Origin of the sequence: Curtobacterium sp. ME12 (assembly GCF_903970855.1) — a bacterium.
Classification (GTDB): domain Bacteria; phylum Actinomycetota; class Actinomycetes; order Actinomycetales; family Microbacteriaceae; genus Curtobacterium; species Curtobacterium poinsettiae_A.
Genome location: NZ_CAJCKD010000010.1, coordinates 44958 through 62466 on the forward strand (window position 1 = coordinate 44958; position 17509 = coordinate 62466).

A 17509-nucleotide genomic window follows, 5' to 3' on the forward strand; every position below is an offset into this window, starting at 1 on the left:
GGTCGAAGTGTACTTCGCGGTGGGATACCAACGCGAAACCGTGTCACGGTGCTACTCGGCGGCAGCGTCCCCGTCGTCGGCCATCGTGAAGTCGTCGAACGAGAAGCCCGGCGACACCAGGCAGCTCAGCAGCACCTCGCCGTCGCCCGGGATCGTCCGCTGCCACACGCCGCCGCGCACGAACGCCTGCGCGTCGTTCACGCGGTCGCGGCCGGCGTCCGGGCCGAGGGTGATCGTCGCACCGGCTTCGGGGACGTCGCCGTCGCCGCCGAGCTGCAGGTCGACGGTGTCCGGCCCGTGCCACATCCAGATCTCGTCGCTCGTGACCCGGTGCCAGGCGGAGGCCTCGCCCGGGGGCAGCAGGAAGTGGATCAGGGTGGCGGCGGGACGTTCCCCCGCGGGGGTGGTGACCGTCGCCGGCGAGGTCCAGGTGCGGACGTACCAGCCGCCCTCGGGGTGCGGTTCCATGCCGAGGGCGATCGCGCGCTTCGGCACGTCGAGCCACTCGATCAGCTCACCGGTGACGGTTCGGCGTGCGGCCATGCCGGGGTGGGGTGCGGACTCGGTCATCGTTCCTCCTGGGAAGGGACTGGCGGCGGAGCGACCGCCGTGGACGGTGCTGCCGGTGCGGCCGGTTCGGTGACGACGCCCGCCGCGGCGCGGACGACCCCGCGGATCACGGTGGCGGCCGCCCGCCCGGCGCCGTCCTCGACGAGCTCGGCGAGCGCGTCCGGCACCGTGCGGGCGTCGACGTCGAACACCGCCAGGTCGGCGCGCGCCCCGACGGCGAGGTGCCCGATGCGGTCCGGTCCGACGGCCAGCCCCATCGCGTGCGCACCACCGAGGGTCGCCGCGGCGAGCAGTCGCTCGTGCAGGTCGCGGTGCCCGTAGCCCTGGGCGCGGGCGATCCGGTGCAGCGCGGTGACGTCGGCCATCAGGTCGAGGGACGGCGACGAGGACAGGGAGTCGGTGCCGATGGCGATCGGGCTCCCCTCGCGCAGGTAGTCGGCGACGGGCGGCGGGTCGAGGCCGATGACGCCGTTGGATCGCGGGCACAGCGCCACCGCCGTGCCGCGGGCGCGCAGGAGCGCCCGGTCGGCGGCGGTCATGTACACGCCGTGGGCGATGTGGCAGTCCGGCCCGAGCACGCCGAGGCGGTCGACGAACGCGGTCGCGCTCGCACCGAAGCCCAGCGCTCGCAGCGCGCGGAACGACGGCACGTTCGCCAGGTGCCAGTCGTTCCCGTGGCCGACGCCGTCGACCCCGTCGAGCCCGGGGACCGGACCGAGGGCGGTGCGCTCACCCTCGAACGCCGCTTCACCGAGGTGCAGGTGCAGCCGCAGGCCGCGCTGCCGCACGATGTCGGGCAGCTCCAGCAGCGGGGCGACCTCGAGCGAGTACGGCGCGTGCGGCGACAGGCCCGCACCGGGTGTCGTGGGGATCCGGTCGAGTTCGTCCAGCACCTGGTCGCGACCGTGCGACTGCCAGGCGTCGTTCTCCCAGTCCATCACCTCCCAGTACGCGATGCCGCCGAGCCCGGCGTCCTGCAGCGCGGTCGAGGCCTCGATGTCGGTGACGATGTCCGCGATGCTCGTCACGCCGGCCAGGATCGACGCACGTGCACCGTCCGCGGCTTCGGCCCGCCAGTCGTGCGGCTCGGCGTAGTCGACGTTGAACGCTGCGGCCCAGTCCTCGAACCCGTCGTACTGGCGCCGGCCGACACCGGCCATCCCGGTGTACTGCAGGTGCGAGTGCGCGTTCACGAGTCCGGGCAGGAGCGCGCCACGCCACTGCCGCTCGGTGAAGGCAGCGCCGGACCCGGTGAGCTGGTCGATCACCCACGACCGGTCGCCGACGTGCAGGATCCGGCCGTCCTGCACGGCGACCGCGCCGTCGGCGATCGGTGGCGCCGTCATCGGGACCACGACGCGCGCCGAGTGCACCGTGACCGGGTGCGGTCGGGCGCTCACGCCGGGTCTCCGAAACGGTGCGTCCGGACGTCCGGCTCGCGGTCCGCGGGGTGTTCAGGGGGAAGGATGGGAGGCCCGACATGCGTTCCGAAGGCGGCGAGCGCCGCGCGGGCGGTGACGTCGTCGACCGCGGGGTCGATCGGCACGACGGCACGCTCCAGCTCGTCGCCGCGTTCCAGGAGCATCCGGACGGCGCCGAGCTGCACGGCGAACGACAGGTCCATGATCTCGACCGGGTTGCCCTCGGCCGCGGTGATGTTGATGCAGCCGCCGTCGTCGAGCACGATCGGCCCGCCGTCGGCCCCGGGGAACACGAACCGCTCGGCCTTCGGGCCCACGTCCCGCCGCCGGACCCCGGCGGCGATGGCGTCGTCGATGGCGATCTCCTGGTCGACCCCGCCGGCGACGGCGAGGACCGCGCCGTCCGGGCAGGCACGGAGCACGTCGAGGTCGATGGTGTCCGGCACCCCGGTGGCGCTCATGACGAGGTCGGCGTCCCGCACCGCCTCGACGAGCGGGGCCACGGTGTACCCGGCGAACCGCGCCTGCAGGGCGCGGACCGGGTCGGTCTCGGCGACCGTCACCCGGAACCCGAGGGCGGTGAGCACCAGGGCGACCCCCTCGCCGACGTGCCCGAACCCGGCGACGACCGCCGCGCCTCCCGAGACAACGCGGTGTGTGCCGGACGCGAGCCCGTCGACCAGGTCGAGCACCGCGAACACCGTCGACTGCCCGGTGCCGTACCGGTTGTCGAAGAACGTCTTGGTGCGGGCGTCGTTCACCGCGATCACCGGGATGCCGAGCTCGCCGCGCGCTGCCAGTACACGCAGGGGCCGCAGGCCGCTCGTGGTCTCCTCGGCGGCCCCGAGCATCGTCGGCAGCAGGTCGGGGCGCTCCTGGTGGGCGAGCCGGATGACGTGCGAGCCGTCGTCGAGCAGGATGTGCGGCGCGGTGGCGAGCATCGCGAGGGCCAGCTGCTTCTGCTCGGGGAGCGTCGCCGTGCTGCTCGCGAAGACCGTCAGTCCGGCGGACCGCAGTGCGTCGGCGACGGCGTCGTCGGTCTCGTCGGCGTGGGCGTAGACGACGACCTCGGCACCGGCGTCACGGAGCAGCAGGCTCAGCACCGCCGTCTTGGGCTCGAGGAACATCGCGACGCCGATGCGTGTGCCGCGCAGGAGCCCGCCGTCGCGGAGTTCCGCGGCGACCGACCGGGCGACCGGCATCGACCGTCGTGCCCAGCGCAGGCGGGCGTCCGCTGCGGGGTCGTCCTCGGGGTCGCGGCCGGTGGACACCAGGAAGACGTCGTCGGACAGCATCGGGACGGCGAGCACGCCGGGGCGGGCGGGTGCGACGGGGCCGAAGGCGTCCTCGTCGACGGCGGGCAGGTGTCGGCCGGCGTCGATGACGATCAGGGTCGCACCGCGCGGGCGGTCGGCGGCCTGCTCGACCGCAGGGGTCGATTCGTCGGGGGTGCCGAGGCACCAGAGTTGGTCGACGAGGTCGGACGGCTGCTCGGCTTCGTGCGCGCCGAGTGCGGTCAGCAGGTGCCGCAGCGCCGCGGCGTCCCGGGGGTCACCGCCGACGATGCGGAACCGGCGGGCGGCGACGAGCAGGTTCGTCGCCGTGGCGAAGCGCCGCACGGCCGCCGAGGCCCAGGCCAGCGTCGCGGGGTCGGGTGCTGGCGGCATGTGCCAATCGTAGGGCGAGCGGCAGCGGCGCTCCGGCGCGGGTCAGCGCAGGCGGTCGGGTCCGGGTGTCCCGTCCCAGCCGGCGGGTGCCTGCGTTCCGTCCCACCCGACGGGTGCCGACAGGGCCTGCGTGCGTCCGCGGTGGTGCCGGAGCACCCCGACCAGCACGGCGACGCCGATGACGCTCACGATCGCGAGCCCGATCACGTAGACGGTCGTCACGATCCCGCCGACCGCCGCCGGCACCATGCCGGACTGCGCGGCCGAGAACGGGACCCCGGACACGACGAACGCGATCAGCGTGGCGATCGTGCCGTTCGCGTCCCACAGCCCGTGCAGCACCGAGACGACCACGTACGCCACGATCGGCGGCCACGACCAGCGGAAGCGAGCGCGTCCGGTGGCGGCGCCGAACAGCACCGCACCGAGGATCGCGGTCCACAGCACGTGCCCGACCGGCGCGAGCACCGCGCGGACCACCTCGGTCTGCAGGAGCGACGCCAGGTCGATCCCCCGGGCCGTGATCGCCGCGTTGAAGGCGTAGCCGGCGGACTCGAACGCGGCGAACCCGGCACCGATCGTCGCGCCGAGCAGCGCACCCTGCCTCGCCGTCTTCGGGCGGACGCGCCACCCCACGACGACGAGCAGGACGCCCTTCACGAACTCCTCGACGAACCCGACGACCAGGTACAGCCCCGCTCCCTGCTCCAGGTCGGCCTCGAGCAGTGACGCCCCGAGCACCCCGAGGATCCCGCCCACGAAGAACGCCGTGACGAGCTGCATGGTGCTGACCGTGCCGGTGACCCGCTCGATCACGAACAGCACGACGGTGAACGGCACGAGGAAGCTGCCGAGCAGGATGATCGTCGGCACGAGGTTCGTGTTCTGCGTCGACACCGTGACGATGATCGTGACGACCCACAGCAGGAAACCGACGAGCAGCGTCTTCCACCACCAGCCGTGGCGGTGGTGGGGGTGTGCGACGGGCGTGTCCCAGGGCAGGCTCATGGGCTCATCGTGCTCCGGGCAGGGCGAGGGGTGTCACGGGAATGCCCCGGGGCGCTCCGACGTACTCTCTGCACATGAGCGATGCGACGAATGCCCCCGACCGCGTGACCATGTTCGGCGCCGACTGGTGCCGCGACTGCCGTCGGTCCAAGGCGCTGCTCGACACCCTCGGCGTGGACTACGAGTACGTCGACGTGGAGCAGGACCTGTCCGCGGCCGACCGTGCCGAGGCCATCAGCGGCCGGAAGAACATCCCCGTCGTGGTGCTGCCCAACGGCAAGCACTTCGTCGAGCCGTCGGACGCCGAGCTGCGGGCCGAGCTCGAGGCCTCCGGCGTCGTCTGATCGGCGAACCCGACAGTCTTCCCAGGAAGCCCGGAGTTTCCTCGGAGGTCGGCCCTGACTCCGGCAACCATGCCGCGGCAACCGCACCTACGAGGAGGACACCGTGCTCGGTCTCATCATCAGCTTGATCATCATCGGACTCATCGCCGGCGCTCTCGCCCGGCTGGTCATCCCCGGCAAGCAGAACATCGGCATCCTGATGACCATCGTCCTCGGCATCGTCGGGTCGTTCGTGGGCGGGTTCCTCGGATACCTGATCTTCAACCACGACGGGAACGACGGCTTCTTCCAGCCGGCCGGCATCATCGGTTCGATCATCGGCGCGATCATCGTGCTGTTCATCTACACCCGCGTCGCGGGCCGCGGCTCGCGCCGCTAGGCACGACGCTGCCGGTCTGACCGGCGAACGACCACAGTCACCCCGAACCGCGTTCCTACGCGGTCCGGGGTGACTTTGCGTGTGCGGGCCGAGTGCGCGCTGCGGGCTGCGGGCTGCGGGCTGCGGGCTGCGACCGGGTCGTGTCGCCAGCAACGGCCTGGAGGCGCGGTGCGGGCCGGACCCGCACCGCGCCTCCAGGCCGTGGTCGCCCCGCGCCGGGGGCGACGCGATGGTCACGCTGGTCAGGCGGTGGCGAGCCGCCCCATCTCGGCGACGACCGCACGAAGCCGCGCCGCGAGCTCGTCGCGGGAGCCGTCCGCCGATCGGTGGGCCGACTCGATCACAGCCGCCATCACGAGAGTGGTCGCGGTCCGTGCGGTGTCCTCGTCGACGCGCTCGGCGGCGACCGCCAGCACGGTCTGGCGCGCGTGCGCCATCCACTGCATCATCGCCGGGACCATCTCGGGGCGGGCCTGGACGAGCTCCTTCATGCGCCGCCGGTCCTGCGGCGGGGTGACCGTCTGCGCGACGAGGTCGCAGAGGTCCGACACGAGCGGAGCGGTGGATCCGAGGAACGCTGCACGCGCCGTGTCCGGGACCGTCGTCGCCGGCAGTCCGAGCGCCGCTTCGGCCTTCGACGGGAAGTAGTTGAAGAACGTCCGCGGGGAGACGCCGGCGTCCGCGCAGATCTGCTCGACCGTCACCCCGGCGAGCCCGCGGTCGGTGACCAGTGCGAGTGCCGACCGATGGATGGCGGACCGGGTCTGCTGCTTCTTGCGTTCCCGCAGTCCGCAGTCGGTCGCGACGAGGTCCTCGGCGGTGGTGGGCTGGTGCACGTGCTGCGCTCCGTCCTGTTCTCGGGTCCGTGCGACGCCGGGCCTCCGCGTCGTGTGACGGGGAGGCCCGGCGTGACTCAGACCTGCGACCGACCGCCCTGGACGGGGATCGAACCGGTGACCGGGGCGGTGGGCGAGCCCATCGTGTCCGCGGCCCGCACGGCCTGCGCCTCGAGGTCGTCGGCGGTGCCGGCGTCGTCCGCCTGCTCCTGCAGGGCCGAGCTCTTGCGGAGCGGCGGCGCCTTGAAGAAGAAGCTCAGGACGAACGCGAGCAGGATCACCGCGAAGCCGACCCAGTAGACGGTCACGGCCGAGGCGTTGAACCCGGACATGAACGGCCGGGTCAGGGCGGCGTCCGCACCGTTCAGGTACGACGTGTCGCTCGTCTCGGCGTTCGAGTCGCTCGGGTCGTTCGCGCCCTCGTCGATCTGCTTCGACAGCTCCGGTGCGAGCTGGTCCACCCAGTACCTGCGCTGCCCCGAGTCCGACCAGTCGACGACGAGCCGGCCGTCCTGCACGCTGGCGTGCGCCTTGTCGGCGGCGGCGGTGAGCGCCTGCTGCCGCACGGCGTCGGGAGCCCCGGCGGTGGCCTGGGTCACCTGGTCGGTGGCGGTGTCGAGACCGGACTGCACCTGCTGCTGGAGCGGGGTGACGATCGGGTCCCAGATCTGGTCCATGACGCCCTGGTTCGCCTTCGCACCGGCGACCTCCGGGTCGAGCGCTGCGCTGAGGGCGGGCTTGAGGTTCGACTCGTCCGCCGTGGCGTGCAGGATGTTCGTCGGCATGAGCGAGAACAGGACGGACAGCAGGACAGCGGTGCCGAGCGTGCCACCGATCTGGCGGAAGAACGTGGCGGACGACGTGGCGACGCCCATGTCACGCGGCTGCACCGAGTTCTGGGAGGCCAGGGTGATGCTCTGCATGAGCTGGCCGAGCCCGAGGCCGATGAGGAACATGCCGATCATCAGGAACCACAGCGGCTTGTCGATCGTCATGAACGTCAGGACGACGTAACCGAGCGACACCAGGGCCGTGCCGATCACCGGGAAGATCCGGTACCGGCCGGTGCGGGCCACGATCTGCCCCGAAGCGATCGAGGCGATCATCAGGCCACCGATCATCGGCAGCGTCGCGAAGCCGGACTCGGTCGGCGTCAGGCCGGTGACGATCTGCAGGTACAGCGGGATGGTGAGCATCGCGCCGAACATCGCGAAGCCGACCAGGAAGCCCAGGATGGTCGCCATCGAGAACGTGCTCGAGCGGAAGAGCTTGAGCGGGATGATCGCGTCGTCCTGCATGCGGGTCTCGATCACCAGGAAGGCGACGAGGCCGAGCGCACCGATGACGTAGCAGGCGATCGCGCTGGCCGACCCCCAGCCCCACGTGCGGCCCTGCTCCGCGACGAGGAGCAGCGGCGCGAGCGTGACGATGACCGAGGTCGCGCCCCACCAGTCGATGCGCGGCTTGGCCTTGGCCTCGCCGAACTTCGGCAGGTGCAGGAACGCGATCACCATGAGGAGCGCGGCGACGCCGATCGGCACGTTGATCAGGAACACCCAGCGCCAGCCGGTGATGCCGACGATCGAGCTCGCACCGGCGAACAGGCCGCCGATCAGCGGGCCGATCACGGACGAGATGCCGAAGACCGCCAGGAAGTAGCCCTGGTACTTCGCACGTTCGCGGGGCGCGAGGATGTCGCCCATGATCGCGAGCGGCAGCGACATCAGCGCACCGGCACCGATGCCCTGGAACGCGCGGAAGGCAGCGAGCATGGTCATCGACGTCGACAGGGTCGAGAGCAGCGACCCGAGGATGAAGACCGCGATGCCGAAGATGTAGAGCGGGCGACGGCCGAAGACGTCGGAGAGCTTGCCGTAGATCGGCGTGGTGATGGTCGACGCGATCAGGTAGGCCGTCGTGACCCAGGCCTGCTGGTCGAGGCCGTGCAGGTCGTCACCGATTGTGCGGATCGCCGTGCCGACGATGGTCTGGTCGAGGGACGACAGGAACATGCCCGCCATCAGGCCGTAGATGACGAGCAGGATCTGGCGGTGCGACATGATCGGCTTGCCCGGCGTGCTCGCCGGGGAGTCCTGTCGTCCGCGCGACACCTCGACGGGTGCGGTGGCAGTGGACATGCGGGGTTCCTCACAGGGGATGTGGCGTGGTGGTCGTCGGCCTGCCGGGACCCCGAACGGGTGTCAACCTTGCAGGCTCTGCAACTTTACACCGCAAGCACCTTTGCCGCCAACGCAAAGTTGCTGAGCATGCATGTTCGTGTACGGGTTCTCAGGTAGCGTCGGCGCATGGGGCGAACCACCTGGACCGACGTACCGACGTCGCTGCGGCAGCGGGTGGCGTGGGTGCTGGGCGGTCCGGTCGTGACCGCCGAGTCCCAGGCGAGCGGGTGGTCTCCCGGCAGCGCCGACCGGGTGACGACCGCGGCGGGACGACGAGCCTTCGTGAAGACGGTGTCGCGCTCGCGCAACGAGGACGCGCTCGAATTGCATCGTCGCGAAGCCGCGGTCATGGCACAACTGCCGACGACCGTGCAGGCGCCGCAGCTGCTTGACGCGCTGCACACCACGGTCGACGGCGACGACTGGGTCGCGCTCGTGCTCGACGACGTCGCGGGCCAGCACCCGGGCCGGCACCTCGACGGATCGGACACGGCGGCCGTGCTCGACGCGCTCCACACGCTGCCACCCGCGACCGGTGGGCTGGTGACGCTCCCCCGCATCGCCGAGGACCTGCGCGGCGAGTTCGGCGCCTGGGACCGGATGCTGGCCGACGACGCGGACGCCGCTCGCGTCGCAGAGGTCGTCCCGCCCCACGTCCTCGACGCCGGCACCGCGATCGCGCGCGCGGCTTCCGGGGCAGCAGCGCTCGTCGACGGCGACCACCTCGTGCACGCCGACTGTCGAGCGGACAACCTGCTCATCGACGACGCGGGGCTCGTCTGGGTGGTCGACTGGCCCTGGGCGAGCGTGGGCGCGCACTGGCTCGACCCGCTGACCTACCTGCTCGACACGCTCGTCCGCGGCGAGGACGCAGACGTCGAGCGTCACCTCGCCACGCACCCGGTGTTCGCCGAGGTACCGGCCGACACGATCGACGCCGTGCTGGCCGGGCTCGCCGGGCTGTTCTTCGAGCACGCCCTGCCGCCGGCGCCGCCGAACATGCCCACGATCCGCGACTTCCAGCGGCGCGAGGGTGTGGCGGCCGCCGAGTGGCTGCTCCGGCGCTGGGCCGACTGACAGCATGCCCGCCCGAGCGGGGGACGCGTCTGTCCAGGGAGCGCAGCGCACCGGAGCGTACGGTCCACCGCATGACTGATGAGCACCGCACCCCGCGTCCCGAAGACGACGCCGCGCGCCTCGGTCTCGTCGTCGTCGGTGAGGCAGCAGCCCTGCAGTCCGGTGACGAGGCGGCACTGGACGCGAGCGAGCAGAACATCCGCGACACGATCGACGACCTGGTCGACGAGCCCCTGACCCCGCGGCAGGAAGAGGTCGTCGAGCGCCTCGCCTCGGCAGGCGGCACCCTGACCGCCGGACTCAGCGGCGCCCTCGCGGCCAAGAGCGGCCGCAGCGTCGACGACGTCCTCGAGGGCGCGGCCCGCAGCGTCGTCTGGCAGCAGCGACTCGCGGACGAGCGTGAGGACGCCGGCGTTCCGCAGCGCGACCCGCAGAACGGCAACGGGCGCGACGAGGGCTGATCCCCCGTCGCGCCCGCTGCAGGCACCCGCTCGGTTACTCGGCCGGCTCGACCTGTGGCACCGACTGCTCGCGCACGACGGCACGGGCAGCCGCCTGACCCGTCGCGGTGCTCTTCACGATGTCGCTCAGGGTGAACCCGGCGGTGGCACCGAGCAACGCATCGACCTCGCTGAACTGACTGACGACACTCTTCGACAGCGCCCCGGCACCGTCGGAGGACACCACGGTGAGCGTGTCGATGTTGCTCATCGGAGCGGCGAGTTCGCGGGCGATGCTCGGCAGCGTCTCGATGGCCTTGACCCGCAGGACGGCCTCGGAGTGCTGCGCGAGCGCGTCGGCCTGCGCCTTGGTCGCATCGGCCTCGGCCTGTCCCTTCGCACGGATCGCGTCGGCGGCGGCTTCACCCTCGGCGCGTGACGCGTCGGCCGCGAGCTTGCGGGCGTCCGCCTCGGCCTTCGCCTCGGCCGCGACGGCCTCGGCGGAGATCCGGCGGGCCTCGGCCTGGGCGCGTGCGGTCTCGACCTGGGCTCCAGCGGCCGCTTCGGCCTCGACGCGGGTCTTGCGCGCTTGCGCCTCGGCAACGGCGGAGACCTCGGACTCGAGCTCGGCACGACGCAGTTCGGCACGCTTCTGCGCGGTGATCTGCTCCTGCTCGACGACGCCCTGCGCCGCACGAGCCTGGGCGAGCGGGCCGGCGGCAGCGGCTTCTGCGGAGGCGCGGTCGGCGTCGAGTTGCAGCGCGGCACGACGGATGGCGAGGGTGTTCTCGGCCTCGGCGATCGCCTGGTCTGCGGTCGCGCGGGCTTCTCGAGCCTCACGATCGGCCTGGGCCTCGGCGTTCTCGGCCTCGAGTCGCACGCGTGCACGCTCCGCACGGCCGAGGTCGCTGATGTACTCGTTGCGGTCCGAGATGCCCTTGATCTCGAACGAGTCGACGTCGAGCCCCTGGCTGTGCAGGGCATCCTTCGCGACGTCGAGCACGGCGACGGTGAGCTGGTCGCGCTTGCGGATGATGGTCGACACGTCGGTCGCACCGATCGAGGCGCGGAGCGAACCGGACAGGACCTCGCGCGCGAAGTCGTCGATCTTCTTCTCCTGCCCGAGGAACCGCTGTGCGGCCGCCCGGATCGAGGCATCGGTCTCGCCGACCTTGACGAGCGCGACGGCCTCGACGTCGATGGTGACACCGCGGGAGTCCTGCGCGTTGACGTTGATGTCGATCGCACGCGAGCTGAGCGACAGCTTCGCGACCTTCTCGAAGAAGGGGCGGACGAGCACGCCGGCGCCGAGCACGACCTTGATGCCGGACTCGACCGTCTCGGTGCCGTCGGCGTTCTTGACCTTGCGGGAGCGCTTGCCGGTGATGATGAGCGCTTCGTCGGCACCGGCGTTGCGGTACACGACCTTGGCGTAGATCAGCGCGATCACGGCGAGGACGATGAGCCCCACGATGATCAGCGGGACGGCTCCGAGCGCGAACAGGACTTCCATGACTCCCCCTTGAGGACCAGGCGCCAGCCTGGATTCCGCATCTGTTGTTTCCGTTGACTCCCATCCTAGGAGCGAACGTCGACAGCCGGAGCGTGCGGGGAGGCGTTGGGGAGAACAGACGGGAGGCGCGGTGCAGGACCTCCTGCACCGCGCCTCCCGTCCGGGGTCGCGTCAGCGTCTACGCAGCCGCACGCCACCAGTCGTCGAAGGGCGTCGCCGGGACCTGACGCTTGTGCTCGGTCGCGCGGTAGCGCGACTCGATTGCCTCGGCGACCTCGACCGGCACGTCGTGGCCCTGCAGGTACGCGTCGATCTCGGCGTAGGTGAGTCCGAGGTTCGCCTCGTCGGTCTGCCCGGGCAGCTCGTCGAGCAGGTCAGCGGTGGGCGCCTTCTCGTACAGGCGGGCCGGTGCGCCGAGGTGCTCGAGCAGCTGCCGCCCCTGGCTCTTCGACAGCCCGGTGAGCGGGGTGAGGTCGACGCCGCCGTCGCCGTACTTGGTGAAGAAGCCCGTGACGGCTTCGGCCGCGTGGTCCGTGCCGACCACCAGCAGGCCGCGCTGCCCGGCGACCGCGTACTGGGCGACCATGCGCATGCGCGCCTTGACGTTGCCCTTCACGAAATCGCTCAGCTCGACGCCCGAGGCCGCGGTGTCCTCCATGACCCCGTCGACCCCGTGCTCGATGTTCACGGTGATGCCCGGGTCGGCCGCGATGAACTGCAGGGCGAGCTGGGCGTCGTCCTCGTCGGCCTGCACGCGGTAGGGCATGCGGACGGTCGTGAACTCGGCCGGGTGCCCCTCGGCGCGGAGCGACTCGACCGCGAGCTGGGTCAGGCGGCCGGCCAGGGTGGAGTCCTGCCCGCCGCTGATGGCCAGGAGGTACCCCTTCGCCCCGGTCGTCAGCAGGTAGTCGCGCAGGAACCCGACACGACGGGCGACCTCCTGCTCCGGGTCGATGGTCGGCTGGACGTTGAGGTCCGCTGCGATGGCGGCTTGGAGTTCACGCACCACCCCAGTATCGCGCCGATCCGGCTCCGTGGACCGGCGGGTTCCCGAAGACGTCCATCGGATCGACCGGGAGGTCCCGGAGCGGCGGTGACCCCATCACCACGGGAACCGGCGACCCCCGAACCCGATCCGGTCACCGCTCGGACCGGGATCGTTGACAGTTCGATGGCTAACAGTTAGAGTCCTGATCATGCAGGCACCGGACTTCACGACACCGCTCCAGCTCATGCGGTGGATCGGATGGGCGCAGCGCAAGGGCGCCGAGGAGTGGGTCCGTGAGCGCGACCTCACCCACGAACAGTCGTTCGTGCTCGGGTACCTGCAGGAACACCCCGGCGCCATCCAGCGGGACATCGCCGAGGCCACACGGACCAGCGCGGCCAGCGTCTCGAGTCTCCTGCAGGGGCTCGAGCGGCGTGGCCTGATCGAACGACGACCGGACGCCATGAACGGGCGGACGAAGACGGTGCACGCCACCCAGGCGGGCATCGACCTCATCGCCGGGTTCACCGACGCGATGGTCGCCCTCGACGACTCCCTGCTCGCACCACTCGACGCGGACGAACGCGCCACCCTGCGGCGACTGCTGCAGAAGGTGACCGCGGAACTCGCGCCGCCGACCCGCTAGTCGGACCACCGCACCACCAGCGCCACCGCACCGACCCGCTCCACCCGCGCCACCGCACCGACCCGCTCCATGCACCACGCGCCTCCCGGCCGGATCCGCCGGCGCGCCCTCGCGACCCAGCGACCCCGCGACCCCGCGACCCCGCGCCTTCGCGATCCCACGACCCCGCGACCCCGTCGGTCGCGCGCTCCCCCCTGCCGTGCCGGCGTCCGTCGGCGCGCCCACCGCCATGCCCGGAAGGGAACCGTCATGTCCACCACCACCACCGCTGCGGCGACGAACCGCTGGTACCTCTCCGCTGCCCCGATCGCTCGAGCCCTGGTGCACCTGTGCGTGCCGATGGCCGCCGCGATGGTCGTCAGCGCCCTGTACAACGTCATCAACGCGGGCTTCATCGGCGCCCAGCACGACACGTCCCTGCTCGCCGCGATCACCTTCGGCACGCCGCTGCTCGGATTGGTGATGGCCGTGGGCGGGGTGTTCGGCGTCGGCGGCAGCGCCTTGATGTCCCGGTTGCTCGGCGCATCGGAACACGACCCCGACAAGGCACGGGACATCAAGCACGTCGCCTCGTTCGCGCTGTGGGGAGCGGTCGTGACCGGTGCCGTGCTCGGCGTCGTCGGACTCCTGCTGCTCCGCCCGCTCGTCGCCGTCCTCGGTGCCGACGCGGCAGCGGTCCCCGCCACGAGCGAGTACGTCGCCGTGATGCTCGCGTTCGTCCCCGTCCTCGCCGCGTCCTTCGCGCTCGAGCAGATCGTCCGCTCCGAGGGCGCCGCTCGGCAGGCGATGATCGGCCTGGTCCTGTCCACGGTCGGCAACCTGGTGTTCGACGTCCTGTTCATCCTGGGGCTGCACTGGGGCGTCGGCGGCGCCGCACTGGCGGTGGGCCTGGCCAACGTGGTCTCGATCGTCTACTGGGTCACCTGGCTGCAGCGGAACAGCGAGAACGTCAGCTTCGCGCCGAAGTGGTTCACCCTGCGTGCGGACATCCTGAAGCCCGTGTTCGGCATCGGCGTCGGCGAGCTGCTGCAGTCCGCGTTCCTCATCGTCACGACACTCGTCCTCAACAACCTCGCCGCTGCCTACGGTGACGATCCACTGGCGGCGATGGGCGTCGCGGTCCGCATCGCCCAGGTGCCGGAGTTCCTGGTGATGGGGGTGACCGTCGGCGTGCTGCCGCTGCTGGCCTACGCGTTCGGAGCGGGTGACGCCGTCCGACTGCGCTCCGGACTGCGCGCCGCGGCCCTGACCGTCAGCGGCATCGTGCTCGTCTTCTCCGGCACCGTGTTCGTGTTCCGCGAGCAGGTCTTCACGATCTTCTCCGGTGACCACTCGGTGCTCGCGATCGGCATGACGATCCTGACGGCACAGCTCGTCGCCGCCGTCGTCAACGGGTTCACGGGACTGCTCACCTCGCTGTTCCAGGCGACCGGGATGGTCATGCCCGCGATGGTGCTGTCGATGGCGCAGGGTGTGCTGTTCATCCCGATCGTGATCGCCGGCAACGTGTGGTTCGGGCTCGCCGGGATCATCTGGGCACTCACCGTCACCGAGGGCATCGTGTTCATCGCCGCCGTCGTCCTCTGGCTGGCGACGCGGGGCCGCATCGCCCGAGGCCTGGCCGAGGGCAGCCCGGCGCGCGCCGACGCCGAGCCGGAGGCCGCCCCCGTGGCGTGAGGCGCGTCGCCCCCGGCGTCAGGGACCACGTGCGGACGGGAGGCCCGGTGCCGGTCCGGCACCGGGCCTCCCGTCCGTCCCGTGGACGCGTTCCGTGCGCCGCGCGCGCTTCGTGAGCAGGAACGGTCGGGTGCGCGCCTGCGACCCGACCGCTTCTGCTCACGGAGTGGGCTGGCGCCGCGCGCTACGCGCTGCGGCCGCGCCGCAGCAGCAGCACGACGACCGCGCCGGCCACCAGGACGGCTCCGGCGCCGAGGCCGATCCACACGCCCGGCGCGATCCCCGGCGACGAGGACGGAGCACCGTCCGAGGCTCCGGTGGCCGTCGCGGTGGCACTCGGTGTCGGCGTGCTGCTCGCCGTCGGGGTCGGGGTGACGCTCGCGCTCGGGGTCGACACGGGCGCTGCGGCCCGGTACTCGAACGCGAGCGTGCCCTCGATCGGATGGCCGTCGGGCGACACGTACCGCCAGAGCACCGTGTAGGCGCCCTGGTCGAGGTCGACCGCGCGGCGCATGGTCGTCCCGGAGACCGTCACGTCACCCGTGGCGACCTCGGTGCCGGAAGCGTCGGTCACCTGGATCCGGAGTCCGGCGTCGAGGCCGGCGAGCGGCGCCTCGGAGAAGGTCAGATCGACGGACTCGAGCGGTTCGGTGACGACCGCCCCGTCCGCCGGGGTGCTGCTGGTCAGGGCCGAGTGGGCCGACGCGGGCTGGACACCGACGAGCGTCAGCAGTCCCGCCGCGACGATCGCCAGTGCCGCTGCCGTGGTTCGGGCTGTGCGCATGCGCAGACTCTACCGATGGTGAAGCGACGACCAGCTGGGGTCGGAACCCGAGGGTCAGCGTCGTTCGCGGTCAGAGCTGCTCGCCGAGGAAGTCGGCGTAGGACGGCTCCCAGCGGACGTCGCCGACGCTCATCAGCTGGTGGCCCGTCCCCTCGAGGCGTTCGGCGACGAGCGCGGCGAGGTCTTCGGGCGAACGGAGTCCGTGGCGGTGCCAGTCGATCGGCATTCTGGCGGTCATGACGACCAGCCCTTCGTCGAGATGATGCGCATCTCGGATCCGACCGGGTCGACCCGCTGTGCCAGACCTCACAGGACGTGAGGAGCATCGTGACGACGGATCCCTGATGACCGACCCGGTTCCTCCACGCTAGGGGCTGGGGAGCACTGCGTCGAACGCAGTGCGCTTCTCGGCCGACGGGGTCACCCGCCGACGGCAGACGGGAGGCTCGGTGCCAGCTGGCGCCGAGCCTCCCGTCATCAAGGAGTCGCGCCCACGGCGCGGTTCCGCTCGGTCAGTCGGTGCCCGAGTCGAAGGCCGCGCCCTCGGAGGCCAGGTCGGTGCGACGGCCCATGGCGTCCTCAGCGTCGGACGCGACGATGGCACCGCCGAGGATCTCCTCGGCCTCGCCAGCCTCGAGCTCACCGACGAGCTCGGCCGTCGCGCCGCCGATGAGACCGGAGGCTGCGTACTGCTCGAGCCGCGAACGGGAGTCCGCGATGTCGAGGTTGCGCATGGTGAGCTGGCCGATGCGGTCGTCCGGGCCGAACGCGGCGTCGCCGACGCGTTCCATCGACAGCTTGTCCGGGTGGTAGGACAGCGCCGGACCCGTCGTGTCGAGGATCGTGTAGTCGTCACCACGACGCAGGCGCAGCGTGACCTCGCCGGTGACGGCGGAGGCGACCCAGCGCTGCAGTGACTCGCGGAGCATGAGGGACTGCGGGTCCAGCCAGCGGCCCTCGTACATCAGGCGACCGAGACGGCGGCCCTCGTTGTGGTACGAGGCGACCGTGTCCTCGTTGTGGATCGCGTTGAGCAGGCGCTCGTAGGCGATGTGCAGCAGCGCCATGCCCGGTGCCTCGTAGATGCCGCGGCTCTTCGCCTCGATGATGCGGTTCTCGATCTGGTCGGACGCACCCAGGCCGTGGCGGCCACCGATGGCGTTCGCCTCGTAGACCAGGGCGACGGCGTCCGTGTACTCGACACCGTTGATCGCGACGGGGCGACCGGCCTCGAACCGGACGCTCACGATCTCGGTCGCGACCTCGACGTCGTCACGCCAGGCGGCGACGCCCATGATCGGCTCGACGATGTCCAGGCCGCTCGACAGCTCTTCGAGGCTCTTCGCCTCGTGCGTCGCGCCCCAGATGTTCGCGTCGGTCGAGTACGCCTTCTCGGTGGAGTCGCGGTACGGGAACCCGCGGGCAACGAGCCACTCGCTCATCTCCTTGCGGCCGCCGAGCTCCTCGACGAACTCGGAGTCGAGCCACGGCTTGTAGACGCGCAGACGCGGGTTGGCCATCAGGCCGTAGCGGTAGAACCGCTCGATGTCGTTGCCCTTGTAGGTGGAGCCGTCGCCCCAGATGTCGACGCCGTCTTCCTTCATCGCGCGGACGAGCATCGTGCCCGTGACCGCGCGGCCGAGCGGCGTCGTGTTGAAGTACGTCTTGCCGCCGGAGCGGATGTGGAACGCGCCGGTCTGCAGGGCGACCAGGCCTTCTTCGACCAGGGCGCTCTTCGCGTCGACCAGTCGGGCGATCTCCGCGCCGTACTCGTGGGCGCGACTCGGGACGGCGTCGATGTCCGGCTCGTCGTACTGGCCGATGTCGGCCGTGTACGTGCAGGGGATCGCTCCCTTCTCGCGCATCCAGGCAACGGCGCAGGAGGTGTCGAGACCCCCTGAGAACGCGATGCCGACTCGTTCGCCGACGGGGAGACTGCTCAGGACCTTGGACACGGGGTCAATCGTACGGGGAGACCG

Annotated in this window: 17 protein-coding genes; 6 read left to right on the forward strand and 11 right to left on the reverse strand. The window is 71.4% G+C overall.

The features are described 5' to 3' along the window. Positions 1-51: 51 nt before the first annotated feature. The 4 genes from H7A73_RS07105 to H7A73_RS07120 are packed head-to-tail and all read right to left on the reverse strand — an operon-like array spanning position 52 to position 4666. Positions 52-570, reverse strand: a complete 519-nt coding sequence (locus H7A73_RS07105) for a cupin domain-containing protein (protein ID WP_259362762.1) — start codon at positions 568-570, stop codon at positions 52-54. Next, positions 567-1970 carry an amidohydrolase family protein gene (locus H7A73_RS07110; protein WP_182065299.1) on the reverse strand — a complete coding sequence of 468 codons (1404 nt, stop codon included), beginning with the start codon at positions 1968-1970 and terminating at the stop codon, positions 567-569. Before H7A73_RS07110 ends, H7A73_RS07105 begins: the two co-directional genes overlap by 4 nt. Further along, positions 1967-3658 (reverse strand): adenosylhomocysteinase, encoded by a 1692-nt coding sequence (locus H7A73_RS07115; protein ID WP_182065300.1) that lies wholly within the window; start codon positions 3656-3658, stop codon positions 1967-1969. The genes H7A73_RS07110 and H7A73_RS07115 overlap by 4 nt, the downstream gene beginning before the upstream one ends. 42 nt (positions 3659-3700) lie before the next feature. Beyond that, positions 3701-4666 carry a PrsW family intramembrane metalloprotease gene (locus H7A73_RS07120; RefSeq protein ID WP_182065301.1) on the reverse strand — a complete coding sequence of 322 codons (966 nt, stop codon included), beginning with the start codon at positions 4664-4666 and terminating at the stop codon, positions 3701-3703. A gap of 74 nt (positions 4667-4740) precedes the next feature. Between H7A73_RS07120 and H7A73_RS07125 the strand changes: the two genes are divergently transcribed. After that, positions 4741-5010 carry a glutaredoxin family protein gene (locus H7A73_RS07125; protein ID WP_182065302.1) on the forward strand — a complete coding sequence of 90 codons (270 nt, stop codon included), beginning with the start codon at positions 4741-4743 and terminating at the stop codon, positions 5008-5010. Positions 5011-5113: 103 nt separating this feature from the next. Further along, a complete protein-coding gene (locus H7A73_RS07130; protein ID WP_182065303.1) occupies positions 5114-5389 on the forward strand; it encodes a GlsB/YeaQ/YmgE family stress response membrane protein in 276 nt (91 codons plus the stop codon). A gap of 242 nt (positions 5390-5631) precedes the next feature. Here the strand turns inward: H7A73_RS07130 and H7A73_RS07135 are convergent, their stop codons facing one another. Beyond that, complete coding sequence (locus H7A73_RS07135) at positions 5632-6225, reverse strand: TetR/AcrR family transcriptional regulator (RefSeq protein ID WP_182065304.1); 594 nt, start codon at positions 6223-6225, stop codon at positions 5632-5634. A 77-nt stretch (positions 6226-6302) separates the two neighbouring features. Then, positions 6303-8363 carry an MDR family MFS transporter gene (locus tag H7A73_RS07140; protein ID WP_182065305.1) on the reverse strand — a complete coding sequence of 687 codons (2061 nt, stop codon included), beginning with the start codon at positions 8361-8363 and terminating at the stop codon, positions 6303-6305. A 168-nt stretch (positions 8364-8531) separates the two neighbouring features. Between H7A73_RS07140 and H7A73_RS07145 the strand changes: the two genes are divergently transcribed. After that, positions 8532-9482 carry a phosphotransferase family protein gene (locus H7A73_RS07145; RefSeq protein WP_182065306.1) on the forward strand — a complete coding sequence of 317 codons (951 nt, stop codon included), beginning with the start codon at positions 8532-8534 and terminating at the stop codon, positions 9480-9482. 71 nt (positions 9483-9553) lie between these two features. Further along, positions 9554-9943, forward strand: a complete 390-nt coding sequence (locus tag H7A73_RS07150; protein ID WP_182065307.1) for a hypothetical protein — start codon at positions 9554-9556, stop codon at positions 9941-9943. 34 nt (positions 9944-9977) lie between these two features. Here the strand turns inward: H7A73_RS07150 and H7A73_RS07155 are convergent, their stop codons facing one another. Together H7A73_RS07155 and nadE are read right to left on the reverse strand one after the other, a co-directional pair. Further along, entirely contained in the window at positions 9978-11435 is a 1458-nt protein-coding gene (locus tag H7A73_RS07155; RefSeq protein WP_182065308.1) for an SPFH domain-containing protein, read from the reverse strand. 178 nt (positions 11436-11613) lie between these two features. Further along, complete coding sequence (gene nadE / locus H7A73_RS07160) at positions 11614-12441, reverse strand: ammonia-dependent NAD(+) synthetase (protein WP_182065309.1); 828 nt, start codon at positions 12439-12441, stop codon at positions 11614-11616. A gap of 190 nt (positions 12442-12631) precedes the next feature. Here nadE and H7A73_RS07165 point away from each other — a divergent pair, with 190 nt between their 5' ends. Next, a complete protein-coding gene (locus H7A73_RS07165; protein WP_182065310.1) occupies positions 12632-13069 on the forward strand; it encodes a MarR family winged helix-turn-helix transcriptional regulator in 438 nt (145 codons plus the stop codon). A gap of 249 nt (positions 13070-13318) precedes the next feature. Further along, positions 13319-14746, forward strand: a complete 1428-nt coding sequence (locus H7A73_RS07170; RefSeq protein WP_182065311.1) for an MATE family efflux transporter — start codon at positions 13319-13321, stop codon at positions 14744-14746. Between the two features lie 184 nt (positions 14747-14930). On the opposite strand, the gene H7A73_RS07175 is transcribed toward H7A73_RS07170, so the two are convergent. From H7A73_RS07175 to argG, 3 genes are all read right to left on the reverse strand, one after another. Next, complete coding sequence (locus tag H7A73_RS07175; RefSeq protein WP_182065312.1) at positions 14931-15530, reverse strand: copper resistance protein CopC; 600 nt, start codon at positions 15528-15530, stop codon at positions 14931-14933. A gap of 70 nt (positions 15531-15600) precedes the next feature. Next, positions 15601-15768 (reverse strand): hypothetical protein, encoded by a 168-nt coding sequence (locus H7A73_RS07180; RefSeq protein ID WP_182065313.1) that lies wholly within the window; start codon positions 15766-15768, stop codon positions 15601-15603. A 274-nt stretch (positions 15769-16042) separates the two neighbouring features. Further along, positions 16043-17485: an argininosuccinate synthase gene (gene argG, locus H7A73_RS07185; protein ID WP_182065314.1), complete on the reverse strand. Its 1443-nt coding sequence runs from the start codon at positions 17483-17485 to the stop codon at positions 16043-16045. Between the last annotated feature and the right edge of the window lie 24 nt (positions 17486-17509).